The following is a 13,356-nucleotide window of genomic DNA, read 5'->3' as shown; positions in this document are numbered from 1 at the left end:
CACGGCGCCGAGGCGTGGCTTAGTTGCGCATGCCGGTGATCGCGAACATGGCGCCCTGCGGGTCGATGGCCTGAACGATCCAGGCGCCGCCCGGCACCTCCATCGGTCCGTTGATCACCTTGCCGCCATGGCTTTTCAAGCGCTCGGTGGCGGCATCGAAGTCGGCCACGGTGAAATAATAGAGCCAGGCCGGCATCGGCATCTCGGCCGGCTTGTTGAACATGCCGCCGATCGGCGCGCCGCCGGCGGAGAACAGCTGGTAGATGCCCATCGCGCCCATATCGAGCGCCTCGGCCTTCTGCCACCCGAACATCTCGGCATAGAAGGCGAAGGCCTTTTCCCAGTCGACGGCATAAAGTTCATGCCAGCCGATATGGCCGGGGGAGCCAGGCACCGCCGGCGGGCTGTCCGGGAGGTTGGCCGGCTTGAACAGGGTGAAGGCGGCCTTCTGCGGGTCGGTCACGATCGAAAAGCGACCGACCTCGGGGATATCCTGCGGCTCGACATACACACTGCCGCCCAGGCGCCGCGCCTTTTCGGTCGCGGCATCGACGTCGTCGACGCCGACATAGCCGATCCAATGCGGCGGCGCGCCCATCTTGCGGGCTTCCTCCGGCAGCTCCATCAAACCGCCGACCGGGGCCTCGCCAGCCTTCAGGATCGTATAGGGCATGCCCGGAAAGGGCTCGGTGCCCCAGCCGACGACCTTGGCGTAGAAGGTCTTCGCGGCCTCGGGGTCGGTGGTCATCAGTTCGTACCAGGCGAATTGGCTCGGAGACTGAGTCATGTCTGCTCCTCCTGTCAGGATGGGGCGATCTTACACGCGAGGGTCAGCCTAACGACGCCGCGTGACTGCGGCATAACGCCGGGTGCGGCATAGCGCCGAGTCGTTCGCTCTCCCTGGAACCGCTATCGCCGGCTGAAGGTTCCGATCGCCACCCCGGTCAGGATCATGGCGGTGGCCACGATCAGCGTCAGGTCGATGGTCTCGCCGAGCACCAGCGCCGAGCCGACGATGCCGACCACCGGCGTGCCGAGAATCCCGAGCGAAGTGGTGGTCGCGGGAACGCTGCGATTGACCACCGCCATCGCCCAGAAGCCGAGCACCGTGCCGATCAGGACATTATAGGTGAAGGCGAGCACGATGGGCGTGGTCCAGCGGATGTTTGGCCAGGGCTCGAAGACCAGCGCCAGCACGGTCAGCACGACGGTCGCCAGCAGGGTTTGCCAGAGGCCGAGCTGAAACGGCGTCGAGATCCACTTATGCGCCCGGACATAGAGAATGCTGACCGACCAGGACAGCGCCGACAGGAGCAGCAGGCCGTTGCCGATCAGCGCTCGGCGGTCGCTCCAGTCGAAGCCGAGGGGATTGAACATGAAGATCAGGCCGCACAGACCGAGCGCAATGCCGATCAGCCGCCGGGGCGGCATGTCCTCCCGAAGGAACAGCCAGGCGCCAGGTGTCACCCAGAGAGGCGTGGTGTAGCCGAGCACGACCGAGCGGCCGGCCGGGACATATTTGAGGCCTGCCGCCATCAGGGCGGAGAAGGCGACCATGTGGAAGAGGCCGATGGCCACGATGACCGGGATATCGCCGCGCTGCGGCAGAACCAGCTGCCCCGAGAACCACAGCAGGACGAGCAGCACGGCACAGGCGAGGCCGGTGCGGATCGCCACGGTCCACAAAGGCGTGACCTCGGCGACGATGACCTTGGTCACCGGCCAGTTGAGCCCCCAGGCAAAGATCACCACGGCGAACAGGACCAGCGCCGTTGTCCTCGAGATCTGCTGGTTCAGCACGGCGGAACCGGCCCGTTGGCGTCGCGCGGTGAGACAGGGGCGTGGCGGCGGGCCCCGATCCCGCGCGAACCGGTCGGTGGTCTCTGATCTTCGATGACGGGCATGCGGCTGCTCAGCTCCGGGCTGACGCCAGTGTGGCTGAGAAAGTGGGCGCCGAAAAGGACTGCTTTGGCTATTGTGGCAAGTCCAATTCGCTTGTCGCACACCAGGGCCGCAGCGGCGTACCACCCGCTCCTCGCGGGCTTGCGCTAATCTGCTCGTCGAGGCTCAGGCCGCCATCAGGCAGAACGGTTCAAGCATGAAGTTTCCCCCGCGTCCCGACCGCATGGATGCTACCCCTGTCGACGAAATCCGCGCCAATCTGGCGGCTGTCAGGGCGCGCGTCGACGCGGCTTGCGCGGCGGCCGGCAGGCATCCCGGCGATGTTCGCCTGCTGCCGGTCAGCAAGACAGTGGCCATTCCGGCACTTCGCTCCGCCGTCGAGGCAGGCATTACGAGCTTCGGCGAGAACAAGGTGCAGGAGGCGCGCCTCAAGGCCGAGGCGCTGGCGGATCTGCCGGTGTCCTGGAGCGTCATCGGCCACCTGCAGACCAACAAGGCGAAATATGTCGCGCGCTTCGCCTCCGAGTTCCAGGCGCTGGACAGCCTGAAGGTCGCGGCCGCGCTCGACGAGCGCCTGCAGGCCGAGGGCCGCGCCCTGGACGTCTTCGTGCAGGTCAACACCTCGAACGAGGAGAGCAAGTATGGCCTGCCGCCGGAAGAGGTCGAGCGCTTCGTTGCCGAATTGCCGGCTTTCTCGACCCTGAAGGTGAGAGGCCTGATGACGCTTGCCGTCTTCACGCAGGACGAGGCGCAGGTGCGCACTTGCTTCCAGCTGCTGCGCGGCTTGCGCGACCGGCTGCGCGACACGGCGCCGGCGGGCATCGCGCTCGACGAGCTCTCGATGGGCATGTCGGGCGATTTCGAATGGGCGATCGCCGAAGGCGCGACCGTCGTGCGCGTCGGCCAGGCCATTTTCGGCCGGCGTCCGACCGCCGACGGGACCTATTGGCCGGGGCTCTTTCCGGCCTCCGCGCCGGCGGGGTGAGCCGCGAGCGGCTATTGCCGCTCAGCCGTCGAGCGCCCTGGCAAGTGCGGTGAACACGCGCGGGTCCGCGCATTGTGCGACATTGAAGCGGAGATAGCCGCTGGCGCTCCGGCTCGGGCTGAAGGCATTGCCGGGCGCCAGCACGAGCTTTTCGGCCAGTGCGCGGCGGGCGACGTCGGCGGCATCGATGCCTGGAGCGAGGCTCACCCACAGCAACATGCCGGCGCGCGGCTCGACCCAGGGTGTCAGGCCGAACGCCTGGAGCCGGACCGCCACCTGGCCGCGCGCCCGCGCCAGCCTGTCGCGCATGGCCTCGACATGCTTGCGGTAGGATCCGTCCTTCAACAGCGCGAGCACCAGTTCCGCCGATACGGGATTGGAGCCGAAAGCGGTCGCGACCTTGAGATCGATCAGTCCCTCGATCCAGTCCGGCCGCGCGGCGATGAAACCGCAGCGGACGGCGGCCGACAGGGTCTTGGAAAAGCTGCCGATATGGACGACCCGTTCCAATCCGTCGAACGCGGCGAGCCTTGGCGCGGGTTCGTGCTCGAAATCGGCGAAGATATCGTCCTCGACAATGGTCAGGTCATGGGCCTCGGCGAGCTTCAGCAGGCGATGCGCGGTGACCGCGGAAAGGCTCGCTCCGGTCGGGTTCTGCGGCCCGGAATTGGTGATGTAGAGGCGCGGCCGATGCGCTTTCAGGGCTTGTTCGAACATCTGAATGTCGGGTCCGGCGGGTGTATAGGGTACGCCGACGACCTTGGCGCGATGGGCGCGCAACATGGCGTGGAAGTTGAAATAGCAGGGGTCGTCGACCAGCACCGTATCCCCGGGTTCGATCAGCAGGCGGCAGACGAGGTCGATCGCCTGCGTGCCGGAATCGGTCAGCATGATCTGGCCCGGATTGGCTTCGATGCCGTGCTCGGCCATCCGCCTGGCGAGCAATTGGCGCAAGGCCGCAAGGCCGAGCGGCGGCCCGTAGTCGCTCAGGTTGACGGGGTCGCGCCGCGACAGCGCGCGCATCGCCCGCCTGAGGCCGGCCTCCGGCATCCAGGAGGCCGGAAGCCAGCCGCAGCCGGGCATCATCACGCCTTCGCCCGCTTCCAGGGCCTGCCGCGACACCCACATGGGGTCGACCGCGCGATCGGGCCGTGGCCCGGCATCGGCGAGCGAGAAGGGCGCGGCAGGACTGGTCACATAAAAACCGGAACCCCGTCGCGGTTCGATCAAGCCCTCGGCCGCGAGGCGGTCATAGGCGTCGACCACCGTCGACTTCGACACGCCCAGGGCCTCGGCGCTGGCGCGGATCGACGGCAGCTTCGCGCCCGGGCCCAGTGATCGCTCGGAAATGCGCTTGGCGATGGTCCGCATGACCTGCGAGACCAGGGTGCTCCCATCGGATGGGGCAGGGGTCGAGTGTCGCATCCGTACTGTTCCAATCGGCAATACAGTTTGAGAAAATTGTACTGCACTGTCTCTGGAGGGAAAAGCCTGGCCGGAGCACAAGCGCCGCACATCTGGGAGATGTCGGGCATGGACGTGGTGGCGAACGACAGGATGAATGGGGCATTGAGCGGGTGGCTCAACGGCTTTGTCGGCGTGCTGATCTTCAGCGGTTCGCTGCCGGCGACCCGGGTCGCGGTCGGTGGCTTCGATCCGCTGTTTCTCACCGGCGCACGCGCCATCATCGCCGCCGCCTTGGCCGCGCTGCTCCTGATCTGCACGGGGACGAGGCTGCCCGAGCGGCGGGATCTCGCAGCCCTCGTCGTGGTGGCGCTGGGCGTGGTGGTCGGCTTTCCCTTGCTGACCGCGCTCGCGCTCACCCATGTCACCTCGGCCCATTCCATCGTGTTCATCGGGCTGCTGCCGCTGGCCACCGCCTTGTTCGGCGTGCTGCGCGGCGGCGAAAGGCCGAGCCTGGCGTTCTGGGCCTTTTCGGGCCTCGGCAGCCTGGCGGTCGCGGGTTTCGCCGTGACCCAGGGTTTCGCCATGGCGCCGGCCGGCGACCTCATGATGCTGGCCGCCGTCATCGTCTGCGGGCTTGGTTATGCCGAGGGCGCCGTGCTGTCGCGCCGGCTCGGCGGTTGGCAGGTCATCTGCTGGGCGCTGATCCTGTCGATCCCGGTCATGGCCCCGGTGATGCTCCATGCCTGGCCTTCGACATGGACGGGCATTGCGCCCAGCGCCTGGGTCGGCCTCGGTTATGTCTCGCTGTTCTCGATGCTGATCGGTTTCGTCTTCTGGTATCGCGGCCTCGCCCAGGGCGGCATCGCGGCCGTCGGCCAGTTGCAACTGGTGCAGCCTTTCTTCGGGCTCGCCATTGCCGCCGTCCTGCTCGGCGAGCCGGTCAGCTGGGCGATGGTCGCGGTCACCGTTGCCGTGGTGTTCTGCGTCGCCGGCGCCAAGCGGTACGCGGCGTAGGGCCGGCGGGCCGCCTCAACGCACCATGCGCAGAAAACTGCGCTCTTCGCTCAGGATGAAGCGTTCTTCTTCGGCCATCCGGAAATTGGCACGGCCCTCGTCGTCGGCCCGGATACGTGCCCGATAGGCCTCGTAGGCCGCCAGGCTCTCGAACGAGATCAGGCCGAAGGCGATATTGTTGGTGCCTTCATGCGGCATCCAGTAGCCCAGGAGATTGCCGCCGCATTTCGGAATGATGGTCAGCCAGTTGCGCGCATAAGCCTCGAAAGCGTCGCGCTTGAATGGGTCGATCTGGTAGCGGATGAAAACGGTGACGGTCATGATCTGCCCCGGTTGATGGCGTTGACCACGACGTTTTCGCATGCCGAGGCGGCGGGATGTTTCGGCGCCGGACGAAGCTTTGCCGGGGCAGGTTCAGCCCGGATCGAGCAGTCGCGGTCCGGGTCCTGCCTCTGAGAGCTCATCGAGCGGATTGCGCAAAGGGCAGGTCCTGATCGACAGGCAGCCACAGCCGATGCAGTCGTCGAGCCGGTCGCGCAGACGGGTGAGCCGTTCGATCCGGCGGTCGAGATCGGCCCTCCAGCGGGCCGACAGCTCGCTCCAGTCTTCGATGGTCGGCGTGCGCCCCTCGGGCAGGGCTGCCAGCGCCTCTTTGATCTCGGCGAGCGGGATGCCGGTGCGCTGCGCCACCTTGATGACCGCCACCCGGCGCAGCACCTCGCGCGGGAAGCGGCGTTGGTTGCCGCCGTTGCGCCAGCTCCGGATCAAGCCTTTGGCCTCGTAGAAATGGATGGTCGACACCGCCACGCCGCTGCGCAGGGCGAGCTCGCCGACCGTCAGTCCCTTGCCGACATCGGCCGGATCGATCTTGCTCATCGCCCTTGACCTCAACTTTGGTTGAGGTTTTAGCGTCCCTTCCCTCGGGCTTCAACAGCGACCGCGGGGCACTCGATCAGCATGACACCTGTAGCCTTCACCCTGCGCATTTCCGACCGGGCGATCGAGGACCTCAAGGCGCGGCTGGGGCGCCTGCCATGGCCGGACGTCCGGCCGGAGCGCACCACTGGCGGGGAAAGCGCCTTTCGGGAGCAACTCCTCGCCTATTGGCGCGACGGGTTCGACTGGCGCGCGGCGGAGGCGCGCCTCAACGCCTTTCCGCAATTCAAGGTGCGGCTCGGGGGTGTCGACCTGCACTATCTGCACGTCCCGGGCAAGGGCCCCGATCCGACGCCGCTGATCCTCTGTCACGGCTGGCCGGGCTCGGTCTTTGAATGGCTCGGGCTGATTCCGCGGTTGACCGATCCCGCGCGCTTCGGCGGCGATCCGGCCGATGCCTTCACGGTGATCGCACCGTCGCTTCCCGGCTATGGCCTGTCCTATGCGCCGGGCCAGCCGTGTTTCTCGGCCGGCGAAACCGCCGGCCTGTTGATGAGCTTGATGAGTGACGTCCTGGGTTACCGACGTTTCGCCGTTCATGGCGGCGACTGGGGAGCCGCGATCACCGCGCAAATGGGCCAGGTCCGGTCGGATCCCCTGGTCGGCATGCGCCTGGATCTTCTGTCGGTTCTGGCGGGTGCGCGTCAGCCCGACACGCGGCCGGCGGAGCAGAGGGCCTGCCCGACCGAGAGTGGCGAATGGCGGAGCCGGGGCCAGGCCTATGCCTTCATCCAGTTGCCATCGGCGATGGCCGAGGCGGAACAGGCCGCCCTTGTCGGCGAGGGGGGCCAGCCCGGAGCGGACGGCGAGGCTGCCTTGGAACGTGATGCGCTCCTGGCGAATATCTCGCTCTACTGGTTCACCGGCGCGATCAAGGCATCGTCCTGGCCGCGTTACCGCAGCCATGGCGGCACGTCGGCACGGCCTGCCGGTGGGGCGGCCCCCGACGGTGCACGCAGGGGCGGGGTATCCAGGCCGAATGCACCTGCCGCGCCGGCCATGGCGCGCGTCGTGACCGATGCGGGCCATTGGACCGTGGGGCCGGGCGAGGGGCATTCCGCCGCGATGAAGCGGCCGGATTTGCTCGCCGGCGACATCAGGGCATTCTTCCGGCCCCTGCGCGGCTAGGCCATTCAGATGATGCGCCGCAAGCACGCGCGCCGCTGCTGGCCGAGACGCGAGGCCGGTCGGACCGGTCGGGCTGCGAGCCCTTTGACGGGGGGCCGAAAAGGCCCTTCGAACATGACTAGACGACCGGTCTAATTTTACGTTAAGCAGGCGCATGGCCGCACGCTTCGAAGATGCACGCAACCACATTCTCGACTGTGGGCAATCGATCATCCTGCGGAAGGGCTTCGCGGGAACCGGATTGAACGAGATCCTGGGCGCGGCGAACGTGCCCAAGGGGTCATTTTATCACTACTTCCAGTCCAAGGAGCAGTTCGGCTGCGCGCTGTTCGAGCGTTATGTCGAGGCGACCGAGCGCGGCATCACGCTGGTCTTCGCGCCCGACGGACGCACCGGCCGCGACCGGGCGCTCGCCTATCTCGACGCCTGGCTCGGCGAAGTGGATGGCCGCTGCTGGGCCGACCGTTGCCTGATGGTGAAGCTCGCCGCTGAAATCGCCGATGTCTCCGAAGCCATGCGCGGCATCCTGCGAGCCGCCATCGATCGCCGTGTCGGCTGGCTCGCCGATGTGCTGGACCAGGGCCTTGCCGACGGCTCGCTGCCGGCCGGCTTGCCGCCGCGCGAGACGGCGCAGATGCTGCACCATATGGGTCTCGGCGCGGCGATGCTGAACCGGCTGCGCGACGACCGCGAGGAGCTCGACGAGGCTCTGGCGTCCATGCGGCGCCTGCTGGGTGGAACCCCGGCCCTGGCCGGGCCCCTGGTTGGCACCATGTCTTCCGGCCCTTCGCCGTGACGGGCCGCGGCCGCCTGAGGGCGTGCCGAAACATTCCTTGCATTCGGCCCCGCGCGGAGGGGTTCGTCACCGCGGTTCGAACACGTGATCCCTAAGGAGGAAACCACCATGCGCAGCGTCGTTCACGCCACCTTCGGCGACCCGACCGAAGTCCTCACGCTGGCCGATCGGCCGGTCCCGCAGCCAGGGGCAGGCCAGGTCAGGGTCAAGATGACGCTGGCCTCGATCCATAATCACGACCTTTGGACCGTGCTCGGCAGCTATGGCTACAAGCCGCAACTGCCGGCTATTGGCGGCACGGAAGCGGCTGGCGTGGTCGACGCGCTGGGCGAGGGGGTCGACACAGTGAAGCTCGGCCAGCGGGTGGTGGTGGCCGGGGTCAACGGCACCTGGGCCGAATATTTCCTCGCCCCGGCCAAAGTCGTCGTGCCGCTACCGGACGCCATTGACGATCAGACCGCCGCCCAGTTGATCGCCATGCCGATGAGCGCGGTCATGCTGCTGGATTTTCTGCAGATGGAGCCGGGCCAGTGGCTCATCCAGAACACCGCCAACGGCGCCGTCGGCAAGACCCTGGCCATGCTGGCCAAGGCCCGCGGCATCAACACGATCAACCTGGTCCGCCGTGACGCCGGCATCGCCGAAATGGCGGAGCTCGGCATCGCCAATACGGTGTCTACCGCGCAGGCGGACTGGCAGGATCAGGTGCGCGCCATTGTCGGTGGCGCCTCGATCGGTCGGGCGGTCGATTCCATCGGCGGCAAGGCCAGCGGCGACCTGATGGCGCTGCTCGGCGAGGGCGGTGTCCTCGTCTCCTTCGGCTCGATGACCGGCGAGCCCATGCTGATCGGCTCCGGCGACGTCATCTTCAAGCAGGCGACGGTGAAGGGCTTCTGGGCGAGCAAGATCGGCGCCGCCCTGTCGCCGGCCGACAAGATGCGGATGATGGGCGAACTGCTGCGCCTTGCCGCGACCGGCGCTTTGAAGCTGCCGGTCGAGGCGGTGTTCGACTTGGCCGATGCGGCCAAGGCGGCGGCTGCCAATGCCAAGCCCGGCCGCAAGGGCAAGGTGCTGCTCGGCGCTTGAGGCGCGGAGAGGGGCGGGCCGTCGGCTCAGCGGCCGAGCGGCTCGCCAGCGCCCGTGCGTTCGGTGATCAGGCCGTAATGCTCGACCCGGCGATGCCTGGCGAAGTCGAAGATCGTCGCCTTGCCGAACTTGGTGTCGTCGAGGTCGCAGGCGACCACCAGCACGCCGTCCTGCTCGTGGTCGAGTTCACCGAGGATCTTGCCGTTCGGATCGACCACCAGCGTGCCCCCGGTCAGGTGGTGGCCGTCCTCGGTGCCGGCCTTGGCCACGGCCACGACGAAGGTGGAGTTCTGATAGGCGCCGGCCTGCACCGACAGGCGGTGGTGGAACAGCCGGTCGGCGAGGCCTTCGCCGCTGCGCTGCGAGTTCACCGAAGGGGTGTTGAAGCCGAGCACCACCATCTCGACGCCCTGCAGCCCCATCACGCGATAGGTTTCCGGCCAGCGACGGTCGTTGCAGATGGCCATGCCGACCAGGCCGCCTTCGAAGCTCCACACCGGAAAGCCGAGGTCGCCGGGTTCGAAATAGCGCTTCTCCAGGTGCTGGTGCGAGCGTGTGTCGTCATAATCGACATGGCCCGGCAGGTGCACCTTGCGGTATTTGGCGGCGATCTTGCCCGAGCGGTCGACCAGGATCGAGGTGTTGAAATGCCGGCCTTCCGGCGTCAGCTCGGCATAACCGAAGCTCATTGCCATGCCTAAGGCCTTGGCCCGGTCGAACAGCGGCTGGGTCGCGCTGTCGGGCATGGCACGCTCGAACCAGTGATCCATCGCGGCCCGGTCTTCTTCATACCAGCGCGGGAAGAATGTGGTCAGCGCCAGTTCCGGATAGACGATGAAGGTCGCGCCCTTGCCATGGGCCTCGTTCATCAGCGCGATCATCCGGCCGACGACATCGGCGCGGCTCTCGGCCTTCTGAATGGGGCCGAGCTGGGCGGCGGCGACGGTGACGATGCGAGGCATACGAAGCATTCCTAGTCAAAGGGCGGGTCAGATGGTTCCGGGAGCGGCGAGCCTCTGGTCGAGCAGGCGAACGGTCTCCGCCAGCACTCGCGTGCCGGCTTCGGCCTGCGCCGGTTCTGTCCATTCTTCCGGGGTATGGCTGCGGCCGTCGCGGCAGGGGATGAAGATCATGCCGATCGGCCCGGTGGCGGCGACGAAGACGCCGTCATGGCCGGCACCGCTGGCGATCGGCCGGCTCGAATAGCCGGTGAGCCGGGCAGCCTCCGTCACTGCATCCTGGATCGGGCGGGCGCAGGCGGTCGGCACGACGTGGGAGATGAGTTCGCTGCGCGCGGTCAGGCCGAGTGCTGCGATCGCCGGGCGGGTGGCGTCCAATAGCTCTTCGCCGAAACGGATGATGGCGGCCTCATCGGCCGAGCGGACCTCCAGCGACAAGGTCACTTCTCCGGGCACCGCATTGGCCGCGTTGGGAACCACGACCATATGGCCGATGGTGGCGACCAGCGGCTGCGTCGGCGTCTGCAGGGCCAGTGCCCTGGCGTGCACCGCTTGGATGATCCCGGCCGCGCCGACCAGGGCATCGGCCCGATAAGCCATGGGCGTGGTGCCGGAATGATCGGCCCGGCCGGTGACGGTGATCCGTTCGCGGCGGATGCCGACAATATCGCTGACGATGCCGATATCACAGCCGGCCGTTTCGAGAATGCGGCCTTGCTCGATGTGAAGTTCGACATAGGCGGCGGTGCGCGTCGCCGCACTGCGGCCGAGCTCGGCCGGCCGGCCGCCGACGCTTGTGATGGCGTCGCGCAGGCTCAGCCCGTCGGCGCGCTTCAGCGCCAGCATGTCCGGCGTCAGCTTGCCGGCAAAGGCACGGCTGCCGATGCAGGAGAGGCCGAACTCGCTCGGCTCCTCCGCGAGGAAATCATAGACCTTGAGCGTATGGCGCAGCCGCTCGCCACGTTCGGCGAGGCTCTGGGCGACTTCGAGTGCGGCGACCACGCCGAGGATGCCGTCGAAGCGTCCGCCCGCCGGGACCGTGTCGGAATGCGAGCCGACGATGATCGGGGCGAGCGCCGGATCCGTGCCGGTCCATTCACCGACCAGATTGCCGCCGGCATCGATCGAGGTTGCGAGGCCGATCGCCTTGAATTCGGCCTCGAGCCAGGCGCGTCCCTCCAGGAAGCGCGGGCTGAACGAGCGCCGCGTCCAGGGCTTGTCCGGGTCGGTGATGCCGGCGAGCGTCTCGATCCGCCGCCACAGCCTGTTGCCGTCAATGGGCATGGCGGCTCGATCCGGCGGAGGCGGGCGGCACGAAACGGCCGGCGCCGGCCTGGTTGCGGATCTGGGAACCGTCCCAGGCGAGCGCGCCGCGCAGATAGGTGGCGGCGACCCGCACCGAGAAGACCCGGCCTTCGAACGAGCTCCACTGCACCGCCGACAGGCTCTTCGACGGATCGAACGGGAAGGCTCCCGGCTCGAGCACGACGATATCGGCGTCGGCGCCGGGGGCCAGCCGCCCCTTGTCGGCGAGCTGGAAGGTCCGCGCCGGCCCTTCGCACAGGAGCTTTACCGCCGTGGTCGGCGCGATGCCGCGCTCGGCGCAGCCCGTCCACAAGGCCGGCACCAGGGTCTCCAGCCCCGGCCCGCCCGAAACATTGGCGAAGACGTTGGGATTGCCCTTCTTTTCCAGGCCCCAGGAGACGTGGTCCGAGGAGACGAAATCGCATTCGCCGCGCGCGATATGGGTCCACAACAGGTCCATCTCGGCCTTCGGCCGGATCGGCGGATAATGTTTGGCCCGCGCGCCGAAGCGGCGGACATGCTCTTCCTCGTTGAGCATCAGATATTGCACGCAGGTTTCGATCGTCACCTGGTGGCCGGCCTGCCGGTACATGTTGCAGATCTCGAAACCGCGCGAGGTCGAGACATGCACCGCATGCGCCCGCGCCCCGGTTTCCGCGCCGAGCTCATAGATGCGGGCCGTCGCCAGGTTCTCGATCAGCGGTGTGTGGGCACGTCCGAAGGCGTCCCAGCCGGTATCGCCCGCCGCGATGGCGCGGGCGATATTGGCCTGGGTCATTGCCTGGTCCTGGTTGTGCACGCCGCACAACAGGCCGCTCGGCGCGATCAGGCGGAACGCCTCGAACAGGGTATCGTCGGCGATGCGCGGAAAGCGCGTCGGATTGGCTTCGAACATCGAGAACTTGAACGCGCAGGCGCCCGCCGAGATCAGGCCCGGGATGGCGCCGAGGCCGTTCTCGATGGCAATGGTGGCGTAGAGCGCGACGTCGACCTGGGCCTCGCTCTCGACCAGCGCCCGCTTGGCCTCGAACAGGCCGCGGCTGGTCACCGGTTCGGGTTCGTCATAGGGCATGTCGACCATGACGGTGATGCCACCGGCGGCAGCCGCCCGAGAGGCCATGCCGATGCCTTCCTGGCCGGCCTGGCTGCCGGAATGAACCTGGCCGTCGATGGCGCCCGGGATGATCCACTGGCCGCGAAAATCCTCGGTCTGGCGCGCCTCGGGCGGCGCGCCGGCGCCGACGAGCGCCACCTTGCCGTCACGCACAGCCACATGGCCGTTTTCGATGACGCGATCCGAAAGCACGATATTGCCCCGGAGAACGAGGTCGAAATCACTCATGGTCGTCTGCTCGCTGCCGTCCGGACCGGTCGACGGTTCGGTTCCGGCCGGGACCATAGCGGCTCGGTATCAAGATCATGACATGCTATTTTTCCGGCCATCTATAATCCGAGGTTATGCGACGCCGATGAGGCCACGGTCGATCTCCGACTGGGTCAGGTTCGTTCGGCTTCGACTCCTGCATGGCCGTCAGTCGTCCTTCGAGGCTCGCGCAAGGGCGCGAGCACCTCAGGATGAGGGGCGTAGAGGCCCGCATCAGGGGGGCACGATGCGCTCGTCCAGTTCGGTTTCAGGCGCAACATCAATGCCATACACCACCTACCTCATCCTGAGGTGCGAGCGTAGCGAGCCTCGAAGGACGGCCGACCGCAATGCAAGACGCGTCGCGTGTTTCGGCTCCACTGTCCCACCATCCCATAACAATCAATTATGGATGAGCGACATTAAATTCATCGTTCGTCGCTTCCGCTGCTGATAGGAGACGCTCCGTGCTGGG

Annotated in this window: 13 protein-coding genes; 5 read left to right on the top strand and 8 right to left on the bottom strand. The window is 67.3% G+C overall.

Going from position 1 to position 13,356, the window contains the following annotated elements:
* Nucleotides 1-19: 19 nt before the first annotated feature.
* Both AC07WJ_RS26810 and AC07WJ_RS26805 read right to left on the bottom strand, forming a co-directional pair.
* Nucleotides 20-787, bottom strand: a complete 768-nt coding sequence (locus tag AC07WJ_RS26810) for a VOC family protein (protein WP_494937744.1) — start codon at nucleotides 785-787, stop codon at nucleotides 20-22.
* A 122-nt stretch (nucleotides 788-909) separates the two neighbouring features.
* The gene (locus AC07WJ_RS26805) at nucleotides 910-1,800 is read right to left on the bottom strand and encodes a DMT family transporter (RefSeq protein WP_494937743.1); all 891 of its coding nucleotides are present in this window, start codon (nucleotides 1,798-1,800) and stop codon (nucleotides 910-912) included.
* A 298-nt stretch (nucleotides 1,801-2,098) separates the two neighbouring features.
* On the opposite strand from AC07WJ_RS26805, the gene AC07WJ_RS26800 reads away from it, so the two are divergent.
* Entirely contained in the window at nucleotides 2,099-2,887 is a 789-nt protein-coding gene (locus AC07WJ_RS26800; protein WP_494937742.1) for a YggS family pyridoxal phosphate-dependent enzyme, read from the top strand.
* A 21-nt stretch (nucleotides 2,888-2,908) separates the two neighbouring features.
* On the opposite strand, the gene AC07WJ_RS26795 is transcribed toward AC07WJ_RS26800, so the two are convergent.
* Complete coding sequence (locus AC07WJ_RS26795; protein ID WP_494937741.1) at nucleotides 2,909-4,312, bottom strand: aminotransferase-like domain-containing protein; 1,404 nt, start codon at nucleotides 4,310-4,312, stop codon at nucleotides 2,909-2,911.
* A gap of 132 nt (nucleotides 4,313-4,444) precedes the next feature.
* On the opposite strand from AC07WJ_RS26795, the gene AC07WJ_RS26790 reads away from it, so the two are divergent.
* Nucleotides 4,445-5,308 (top strand): DMT family transporter, encoded by an 864-nt coding sequence (locus AC07WJ_RS26790; RefSeq protein WP_494937893.1) that lies wholly within the window; start codon nucleotides 4,445-4,447, stop codon nucleotides 5,306-5,308.
* A gap of 15 nt (nucleotides 5,309-5,323) precedes the next feature.
* Here AC07WJ_RS26790 and AC07WJ_RS26785 read toward each other — a convergent pair whose 3' ends face one another.
* The gene (locus AC07WJ_RS26785) at nucleotides 5,324-5,629 is read right to left on the bottom strand and encodes an NIPSNAP family protein (protein ID WP_494937740.1); all 306 of its coding nucleotides are present in this window, start codon (nucleotides 5,627-5,629) and stop codon (nucleotides 5,324-5,326) included.
* 93 nt (nucleotides 5,630-5,722) lie between these two features.
* On the bottom strand, nucleotides 5,723-6,184 hold the full coding sequence (gene soxR / locus AC07WJ_RS26780; RefSeq protein ID WP_494937739.1) for a redox-sensitive transcriptional activator SoxR: 462 nt from the start codon (nucleotides 6,182-6,184) through the stop codon (nucleotides 5,723-5,725).
* 81 nt (nucleotides 6,185-6,265) lie between these two features.
* Here soxR and AC07WJ_RS26775 point away from each other — a divergent pair, with 81 nt between their 5' ends.
* The 3 genes from AC07WJ_RS26775 to AC07WJ_RS26765 all read left to right on the top strand — a co-directional run bounded on the left by AC07WJ_RS26775 (nucleotide 6,266) and on the right by AC07WJ_RS26765 (nucleotide 9,254).
* Nucleotides 6,266-7,372: an epoxide hydrolase family protein gene (locus AC07WJ_RS26775; RefSeq protein WP_494937738.1), complete on the top strand. Its 1,107-nt coding sequence runs from the start codon at nucleotides 6,266-6,268 to the stop codon at nucleotides 7,370-7,372.
* 154 nt (nucleotides 7,373-7,526) lie between these two features.
* On the top strand, nucleotides 7,527-8,168 hold the full coding sequence (locus tag AC07WJ_RS26770) for a TetR/AcrR family transcriptional regulator (protein ID WP_494937737.1): 642 nt from the start codon (nucleotides 7,527-7,529) through the stop codon (nucleotides 8,166-8,168).
* Nucleotides 8,169-8,276: 108 nt separating this feature from the next.
* A complete protein-coding gene (locus AC07WJ_RS26765) occupies nucleotides 8,277-9,254 on the top strand; it encodes a zinc-binding dehydrogenase (protein WP_494937736.1) in 978 nt (325 codons plus the stop codon).
* 26 nt (nucleotides 9,255-9,280) lie between these two features.
* Here AC07WJ_RS26765 and AC07WJ_RS26760 read toward each other — a convergent pair whose 3' ends face one another.
* Genes AC07WJ_RS26760 through ertD form a run of 3 tightly spaced genes read right to left on the bottom strand, consistent with a single transcriptional unit; the run spans nucleotide 9,281 to nucleotide 12,860 of the window.
* Nucleotides 9,281-10,216, bottom strand: coding sequence for an N-carbamoyl-D-amino-acid hydrolase (locus tag AC07WJ_RS26760; protein ID WP_494937735.1), 936 nt, complete (start codon nucleotides 10,214-10,216; stop codon nucleotides 9,281-9,283).
* 27 nt (nucleotides 10,217-10,243) lie between these two features.
* The gene (ertE, locus tag AC07WJ_RS26755; protein ID WP_494937734.1) at nucleotides 10,244-11,497 is read right to left on the bottom strand and encodes an N-carbamyl-l-glutamate amidohydrolase ErtE; all 1,254 of its coding nucleotides are present in this window, start codon (nucleotides 11,495-11,497) and stop codon (nucleotides 10,244-10,246) included.
* The gene (ertD, locus tag AC07WJ_RS26750; protein ID WP_494937733.1) at nucleotides 11,487-12,860 is read right to left on the bottom strand and encodes a hydantoin-5-propionate amidohydrolase; all 1,374 of its coding nucleotides are present in this window, start codon (nucleotides 12,858-12,860) and stop codon (nucleotides 11,487-11,489) included. The genes ertE and ertD overlap by 11 nt, the downstream gene beginning before the upstream one ends.
* Nucleotides 12,861-13,356 lie beyond the last annotated feature (496 nt).

The sequence above is a fragment of the Phreatobacter sp. GW821-FHT04C01 genome, assembly GCF_059420385.1.
This window is presented reverse-complemented; position numbering and strand designations above follow the sequence as displayed.

What these genes read in the sequence shown, in the direction of transcription:
- soxR (WP_494937739.1), bottom strand. Translation starts at nt 6,184, where the DNA reads ATGAGCAAGATCGATCCGGCCGATGTCGGCAAGGGACTGACGGTCGGC.
- ertD (WP_494937733.1), bottom strand. Translation starts at nt 12,860, where the DNA reads ATGAGTGATTTCGACCTCGTTCTCCGGGGCAATATCGTGCTTTCGGAT.
- AC07WJ_RS26785 (WP_494937740.1), bottom strand. Translation starts at nt 5,629, where the DNA reads ATGACCGTCACCGTTTTCATCCGCTACCAGATCGACCCATTCAAGCGC.
- AC07WJ_RS26790 (WP_494937893.1), top strand. Translation starts at nt 4,445, where the DNA reads ATGAATGGGGCATTGAGCGGGTGGCTCAACGGCTTTGTCGGCGTGCTG.
- AC07WJ_RS26795 (WP_494937741.1), bottom strand. Translation starts at nt 4,312, where the DNA reads ATGCGACACTCGACCCCTGCCCCATCCGATGGGAGCACCCTGGTCTCG.
- ertE (WP_494937734.1), bottom strand. Translation starts at nt 11,497, where the DNA reads ATGCCCATTGACGGCAACAGGCTGTGGCGGCGGATCGAGACGCTCGCC.
- AC07WJ_RS26810 (WP_494937744.1), bottom strand. Translation starts at nt 787, where the DNA reads ATGACTCAGTCTCCGAGCCAATTCGCCTGGTACGAACTGATGACCACC.
- AC07WJ_RS26770 (WP_494937737.1), top strand. Translation starts at nt 7,527, where the DNA reads ATGGCCGCACGCTTCGAAGATGCACGCAACCACATTCTCGACTGTGGG.
- AC07WJ_RS26760 (WP_494937735.1), bottom strand. Translation starts at nt 10,216, where the DNA reads ATGCCTCGCATCGTCACCGTCGCCGCCGCCCAGCTCGGCCCCATTCAG.
- AC07WJ_RS26765 (WP_494937736.1), top strand. Translation starts at nt 8,277, where the DNA reads ATGCGCAGCGTCGTTCACGCCACCTTCGGCGACCCGACCGAAGTCCTC.
- AC07WJ_RS26775 (WP_494937738.1), top strand. Translation starts at nt 6,266, where the DNA reads ATGACACCTGTAGCCTTCACCCTGCGCATTTCCGACCGGGCGATCGAG.
- AC07WJ_RS26800 (WP_494937742.1), top strand. Translation starts at nt 2,099, where the DNA reads ATGAAGTTTCCCCCGCGTCCCGACCGCATGGATGCTACCCCTGTCGAC.